Raw genomic sequence first — 6,524 nt, 5'->3', positions numbered from 1 at the left:
CCACTCCCACTCCCACTCCCAGCCCCGCCTCCGACCCCGAACTGGCCACCTCCGGTGTCTCGCGCGGCGCCCTCCTCGGGCGGATCGTGGCCGCCGCCGCGCTCCTCGCCGCCGGGGTCGCCCTGTTCATCGGCGTACGCCAGCTCCGCGACCGCCCCCGCGCCTGACCTGCCCGGGTCCGGACGCCCGACCCACACCCGGGTCCTGACGCCCGACCTGCCCCGGCCCGGACGCCGACCCCCAGGCACACGTACCGTCCGCGCTCCACCCTGGATAGGCTGGGCGTGTCGGACCGTGCATTATTGGCCACCGCAGAGCGGAGAACAGTCCAGTGGCAGAGCGCAAGCCGATCGAGTCCTGGCTCACCGACATGGACGGCGTCCTCATCCACGAGGGTGTCCCGATCCCCGGCGCCGCCGAGTTCCTCAAGCGACTGCGGGAGTCGGGCAAGCCCTTCCTCGTCCTCACCAACAACTCGATCTACACCCCGCGCGACCTCCAGGCCCGGCTGTCCCGGATGGGGCTCGACGTGCCCGTCGACAACATCTGGACGTCGGCGCTCGCCACCGCCAAGTTCCTGGAGGACCAGCGGCCGGGCGGCACGGCGTACGTCATCGGCGAGGCCGGACTGACCACCGCGCTGCACGACATCGGCTACATCCTCACCGACCACGAGCCGGACTACGTCGTGCTCGGCGAGACCCGTACGTACAGCTTCGAGGCGCTGACCAGGGCGATCCGGCTGATCAACGGCGGCGCGCGGTTCATCTGCACCAACCCCGACGAGACCGGCCCCTCCACCGAGGGCCCGCTGCCCGCCACCGGAGCCGTCGCCGCGCTGATCACGAAGGCGACCGGCAAGGACCCGTACTTCGCGGGGAAGCCGAACCCGCTGATGATGCGCACCGGCCTCAACGCCATCGGTGCCCACTCCGAGACCAGCGCGATGATCGGCGACCGGATGGACACCGACGTGCTGGCCGGTCTGGAGGCGGGGATGGAGACCTTCCTCGTGCTCACCGGCGTCACCACGCACGCCGATGTGGACCGCCATCCCTTCCGGCCGTCGTGGGTCGTTGACTCGATCGCCGATCTGGTCGATCGGGTCTGAGGACGTCGCAGCACGTCAGCGAGGTATACGGCGGAGCGACTCGCCGGTAACCGCGTGCTCCGGATGCGAAAACCGCCCGCGCGGGTGAGTCTCGGTCCAGGAGGTTAACGATGCGCTCTGCTCTGCTCGCTCTCCGTGCCGCGAGTGCGGTCACCGTCCTGGTGGCCGTACCCGCCCTCGGCACCACCGTCGCCCAAGCCAACGACTCCGTGCGAGTCACCGTCAAACCGTCCACCGCCGGCCCGGGGGGTGAGGTCGAGATCCAGGTCGAGGGGTGCAAGGGCCACTCGGCCGTCGCCAAGTCCCGCGCCTTCGCCGCGAACGCCGATCTCGCGCGCCGCGCGTTCGGCGAGGAGTACAACCTGGACCAGGCCGAGACCGCCAGAAACCCCGACTACGCCGTGCCGCTGCGCGGTCACGTCAAGGTCAAACCGTCCGCCACCCCCGGCCGGTACGAGATCAACGTGACCTGTGACGGCCGCGACCACGCCTCGTCCGGGAGCTTCGAGGTCGTCCACGACGGACGGTCCGACGGCGGCCGGGACGGAGGCAGGGGCCACGACCGGGATCACGACCGGGACCGTGACCGGGGCTGGGACCAGGACCGCCGCGATCACGAACGGCCCGAGCACGAACGATCCGACCACGACAAGACCCCGTACGCCCCGGTCAGGGCCGGTGGCGGCGGTACGGCGACCCATCTCGCCGCGTCCTCCGACGCGGTGAAGGCGGACGCGGACAAGAAGGCCGAGGCCGCGAGCACCGGCCCCGGCACCCAGCACGCCGTGATCGGCCTGGTGCTGGCCGGGGTGGCCGCGGTCTCCGTGGCCTTCCGGAGCGTGCGGCGGCAGCGTACGGCCTCGCGCGACGCGGACTGACCCGTGTCCGCCGGGGACCACATCAAGAGCATCATCAGAGGCACAAGAAGCACAAGAGGTACGGGAAGCGCAAGAAGCACAAGAAGCACAAGAGGCGCAAGAAGTACGAGAGGTGCGGGGGGTTCGAAGGGGAGGGGCTCCGCAGGTCCCACAAGCCGACCCGCGGAGCCCACAGACCCCACCGGATCCACCAGGCCCACCGGATCCACCAGGCCCACCGGATCCCCCAGGTCCCCCAGGTCCACCAGGTCCATCGGATTCACCGAACCCATGGGTTCCTCCGGGGCCCCGAGCCGCGCCGGCCGGTCCAGACTGCTGACCGGCGTGGCCTGGGCCGTACTTCTGCTCGGGCTCTGCGTCTGGGGCCGGGGCGTCGGTGACGGCCTCGGAGGTCTGGGCGGCCTGAGCGGCCTCGGCGGAGGCTCCGCGCCCACCACGGGCGACGTGGCCGCGGTGGGCCGACCGCCCGGGGTACGGCTGCCGCCCGCCCGCGACCCCCTCGACGACGAACAGAACCGCGGCGCGGTGGCGGCGGCACCGCCCGCGGTCCCCACCCCCAAGCGCGTCGAGATCCCGTCCCTCGGCATCGCCGCGCCCATCGTGGCGCGCGGACTCGACGCCGAGGGCGCCGTCGACCCGCCACCGTACGAGATGCCCGACACGGTCGGCTGGTACGCCGACGGCGTCCAGCCCGGCGCGGTCGGCGCGGCGCTTTTGGTCGGGCATGTGGACACCGAGCGGCAGGCCGCCGTCTTCTACGGGCTGAGCGCCGCCAAGCCGGGCGGCAAGGCCATGGTGACCAGGGCGGACGGGCGGATCGCCGAGTTCACGATCGACGACGTACGGGTCGTGCCCCGGGACCGCTTCGACGCGAAGAAGGTCTACGGTCCGCGCGAGAAGAACCGCGCGGAGCTGCGCCTGATCACCTGCGGGGGAACCTTCGACACGAAGGAGCACGCCTACACGGCGAACGTGGTGGTCTCGGCGTACCTGACCGGGGTGAAGGAGCCGCGCGGGACGGCGAAGGGCTGAGACCGGACCTGTCGAGACCCGTCAGGCACGGTCGGGACGGTCCTGCCCCGTCCCGACCCGTTCCGCCCCGTCCCGACCCCTCCTGACGCGTCCTGCCCCGTCCTGACCCGTCGAGCTGTCGAAAGCGGTCGTTGACGGAAGAAACGCGTGGCCGCCGGGCCCGGTATGCCAGGATTGGCGACCGGGCCCGCCCGCACGGAATCACCCGGAATCACCCGGGACCAGGACGGCACCAGGACGGCACCAGGGCGGGACCAGGGCGGGACCAGGGCGGAACGGTGCGCCAAGGGGGAGCGTATGTACGGCAGTTATCCCGGTCGGCGCCGCATGCGCGCTGCCGCACGCGTCCGGAGGGCGACGGCCGCGACGGCCGTCCTGACGGCCACCGTGACAGGCGCGGCCCTGCTCCTGACGGGCTGCTCCTCCGGCCACGACGGCGGGGTCGACGGCGGGGTCGACGGCCGGGGTGAAGGCCGGGGTGACGGCGGCGACGGTGGCAGGACGCCCACGCAGGTCAGCCGGCCGCCCAGGGCCGAGGACCCGTTCTGGGTCAACCCCGACGGCAGCGCCGCCCGGCAGGTCGCCGCGTACACGGCCAAGGGCGACGCGGAGAACGCCGAGCTGATCCGGAAGATCGCCGAACAGCCCGCCGGGGAGTGGATATCCCCCGACACCCCGCAGGAGCAGGCCCAAGGCTTCACCGAGGCGGCCACCGAGGCCGACCGGGACGCGCTGCTGGTCCTCTACAACGTGCCGCACCGCGACTGCGGCCAGTTCTCCAAGGGCGGCGCAGCGGACGGCGACGCGTACCGGCGGTGGGTCGACAAGGTCGCCCGGGGCATCGGCGACCGGCGTGCCACGGTGATCCTGGAGCCCGACGCCGTACTCCACCTCGTGGACGGCTGCACGCCCGCCGAGTTCCACGAGGAGCGCTACGACCTCCTCAAGAAAGCGGTCCAGCGACTCAAGAAGCAGCCCGCCACCACGGTCTACCTCGACGCGGGCAACCCCGGCTGGCAGTCCCCCGACGCCCTCTTCGAGCCCCTCCAGCGAGCGGGTATCGCCGAGGCGGACGGCTTCTCCGTCAACGTGTCCAACTTCTACCCGACGGACGCCAGTACGGACTTCGGCAAGCGTCTCTCCGCCAAGGTCGGCGGCAAGCCCTTCGTCATCGACACCAGCCGCAACGGCAACGACTCCAACGGCGAGTGGTGCAACCCCGCCGGGCGGCGGATCGGGGCCGTCAGCCAGACGGGCGGCGGGGCCGAGATGCTGCTGTGGCTGAAGACCCCCGGCGAGTCCGACGGCAACTGCGGAGTGGGCGCCGGCTCCGTGGCCGGTCAGTTCCTCCCGGAAGTCGCGTACAAGATGGTCTACGGATACTGAGGCCGCCCGATCCGACACTGTGGGCTGCTTCCGCCCGGTCGCGGCCCGCAGTCGTCGGTCCCCTCCCGGGGGCGGGCGACGCAGCCCGGTACCGCGGGGGCGCCGCTGCTCAGCCCCGTTGTCCCTTGGACTGCCTTGCCGCGGGTCTGCCCGCTGCCACCGGCACGGACGCGCCCGCGTCGCGAGATCATGCGCGACGGGGGGTGAAGAGCATGACCCAGTGGTCGTTCTCGGGGTCGTGCAGCATCTCGCTGTCGAACGCGAGCAGACCTCTCGTCGGATGGTTGACGCGCTTCTTCGCGGACCTCCAGGTTCCGATCTCTCCTCGGTCCCAGTGGCCGCTGAACTCGGGGCTGCTCGTCGACAGCGCGCGAAACAGCGAACGAAGACGCTCGTCCTCCGGGTAGAGACCGAGTGCTTTGCGGAATTCGGCGGCGGCCACTCGGGACAGTTGCTCCGCTCCCTCGTTCCCGAGCACCTCGCGGAGTCCCGCCGACATGAAGGCTTGGTGGACGATGCTGCGGCCGTACGGTCCGTCGTCGAAGAGGGGCCCGAACAGATCCGCCGCGGCCACGTTGAACGCCAGCATGTCGAGTCGGCCGTCGTGAACGGTGACCGGCATGGTGTCGTCCAGGCTGTCGAGCAGTTGCCTGAGCCCCGGTCGGATTTCCGCGGCCGGCGCCCGCGGCCGCGGAGGTCGCTCGTCGGCGAGCCGGAACAGGTGATCCCGCTCGGCGTTCGAGAGCCGGAAGGCCCGCGCCAGTGCGGTGAGGATCTCCCGTGAAGGGCGGGACGCGCGCCCTTGTTCGAGACGGGTGTAGTACTCGACCGAGATGCCCGCGACGTCGGCGAGTTCCTGGCGTCTCAAGCCCGGCACACGCCTGTGAGACAGCGGGGACGCCCCGGGTCGGTCGCGGGGTGTCGTCTCCGAGCGGTGGTGGCGTAGATACGCGCCCAGACCTGACCACTCGTCTCGCACCATGACTCCATTGTCCCGCACCGCTGGTGGGCGCCGGGCCGGGTGTGTGGCCCTGCGGATACCAGGCTCGACGAAGCCTCCCCGATCATCGAACACTCCGTCAGTGTCGGCGACGAGGGCGGCGGCGCACACGTACGTCGGCGCACCCCGCCACGCGCACGATCTCACCCAGGAGGCCGACACATGACCGCAGCGAGCCGAACCCTGATCATGACCGGGGCCACTCGGGGGATCGGCCTGGAGGCCGCGCGAGACATCCTCGGACGCGGACCCGATACCCACCTGGTGGTTCTTGGGCGAGGCTCCTCTGCCGCCGAGGTGCTGCCGAGCCTGCGGGAGATCTCTCCCCACGTCTCGACCGTCGGCATCGATCTGTCGAGCAGGGCGAGCGTCGCCGCCGCCGGCGCGCAGCTGGAAGACCTCCTCGATTCCGGCGAGTTGCCTCCGCTGCGGGGACTCGTCTTCAACGCGGGTGTCCACCTCTCCAACGCGTTGCAGACCACGGTCGACGGGTACGAGAGAACCTTTGCCGTGAACGTCATGTCCACCCACCAGCTCCTCAGGCAACTACACCCCCATGTGCAGGCACCGGCACGCATCGTCGTCACGGTCAGCGACGCGCACTTCGGTGATGTGCGGCATACCGGGGGAACCATGCCCGCACCCCGTTGGGCCATCCCGGAGATCTCCCGACCCGGAGCGTTCGACCGCTCCGGGAATGTCCGAGCCGGCCGTCGCGCTTATGTGACGAGCAAACTCGGCGGCATTCACCTGGTCCACGAATGGGCCCGGCGATTGCCCGATGGCATCGACATCGTCTCCTACAACCCCAGCCTCGTGGTCGGAACCGGGCTCGCGCGCGAAACGGGGGGAGCTTTCCCCTTCCTGATGAGCAGAGTCATCCCGCTGCTCGCGCTCACCCCTCTGGTGGACACCCCGGTCCCCGCGGGCAGGACATTGGCCAACGCCATCCTCGGTGTCACCCCCGCCGCGACCGGTGCCTACATCCACCGGAAGGCGGCCACGGCGTCATCCACGGAGTCCTACGACTCCGACCGCGAACGCGCCCTCTGGAATTGGCTGGAACAGGACCTGCGGACCACCACGTGAGGCGCCGGGAGCGTCTGCGGTATTCGCC

6 protein-coding genes are annotated in these 6,524 nt (G+C 71.0%); 5 read left to right on the top strand and 1 reads right to left on the bottom strand.

Going from position 1 to position 6,524, the window contains the following annotated elements; all coding sequences use genetic code 11:
* Positions 1-331 precede the first annotated feature (331 nt).
* From DVH02_RS16590 to DVH02_RS16570, 4 genes are all read left to right on the top strand, one after another.
* A complete protein-coding gene (locus DVH02_RS16590) occupies positions 332-1,111 on the top strand; it encodes an HAD-IIA family hydrolase (protein WP_114624585.1) in 780 nt (259 codons plus the stop codon).
* Between the two features lie 110 nt (positions 1,112-1,221).
* Positions 1,222-1,989: a hypothetical protein gene (locus DVH02_RS16585; protein WP_233518268.1), complete on the top strand. Its 768-nt coding sequence runs from the start codon at positions 1,222-1,224 to the stop codon at positions 1,987-1,989.
* 270 nt (positions 1,990-2,259) lie between these two features.
* Positions 2,260-3,021 carry a class F sortase gene (locus DVH02_RS16575; RefSeq protein ID WP_114624583.1) on the top strand — a complete coding sequence of 254 codons (762 nt, stop codon included), beginning with the start codon at positions 2,260-2,262 and terminating at the stop codon, positions 3,019-3,021.
* A 297-nt stretch (positions 3,022-3,318) separates the two neighbouring features.
* Complete coding sequence (locus DVH02_RS16570; RefSeq protein ID WP_114624582.1) at positions 3,319-4,407, top strand: glycoside hydrolase family 6 protein; 1,089 nt, start codon at positions 3,319-3,321, stop codon at positions 4,405-4,407.
* A gap of 187 nt (positions 4,408-4,594) precedes the next feature.
* On the opposite strand, the gene DVH02_RS16565 is transcribed toward DVH02_RS16570, so the two are convergent.
* On the bottom strand, positions 4,595-5,389 hold the full coding sequence (locus tag DVH02_RS16565; protein ID WP_114624581.1) for a helix-turn-helix transcriptional regulator: 795 nt from the start codon (positions 5,387-5,389) through the stop codon (positions 4,595-4,597).
* Positions 5,390-5,569: 180 nt separating this feature from the next.
* Between DVH02_RS16565 and DVH02_RS16560 the strand changes: the two genes are divergently transcribed.
* Positions 5,570-6,496, top strand: a complete 927-nt coding sequence (locus tag DVH02_RS16560; RefSeq protein WP_114624580.1) for an SDR family NAD(P)-dependent oxidoreductase — start codon at positions 5,570-5,572, stop codon at positions 6,494-6,496.
* Positions 6,497-6,524: the final 28 nt, after the last annotated feature.

Origin of the sequence: Streptomyces corynorhini, from assembly GCF_003346515.1 — a bacterium.
GTDB lineage: Bacteria > Actinomycetota > Actinomycetes > Streptomycetales > Streptomycetaceae > Streptomyces > Streptomyces corynorhini.
The sequence above is the reverse complement of the archived record's forward strand: the minus strand, read 5'-3'. Positions and strand labels throughout refer to the sequence as shown.

Coding starts and splice junctions, on each gene's coding strand:
- DVH02_RS16585 (WP_233518268.1), top strand. CDS start 1,222: ATGCGCTCTGCTCTGCTCGCTCTCCGTGCCGCGAGTGCGGTCACCGTC.
- DVH02_RS16575 (WP_114624583.1), top strand. CDS start 2,260: ATGGGTTCCTCCGGGGCCCCGAGCCGCGCCGGCCGGTCCAGACTGCTG.
- DVH02_RS16570 (WP_114624582.1), top strand. CDS start 3,319: ATGTACGGCAGTTATCCCGGTCGGCGCCGCATGCGCGCTGCCGCACGC.
- DVH02_RS16565 (WP_114624581.1), bottom strand. CDS start 5,389: ATGGTGCGAGACGAGTGGTCAGGTCTGGGCGCGTATCTACGCCACCAC.
- DVH02_RS16560 (WP_114624580.1), top strand. CDS start 5,570: ATGACCGCAGCGAGCCGAACCCTGATCATGACCGGGGCCACTCGGGGG.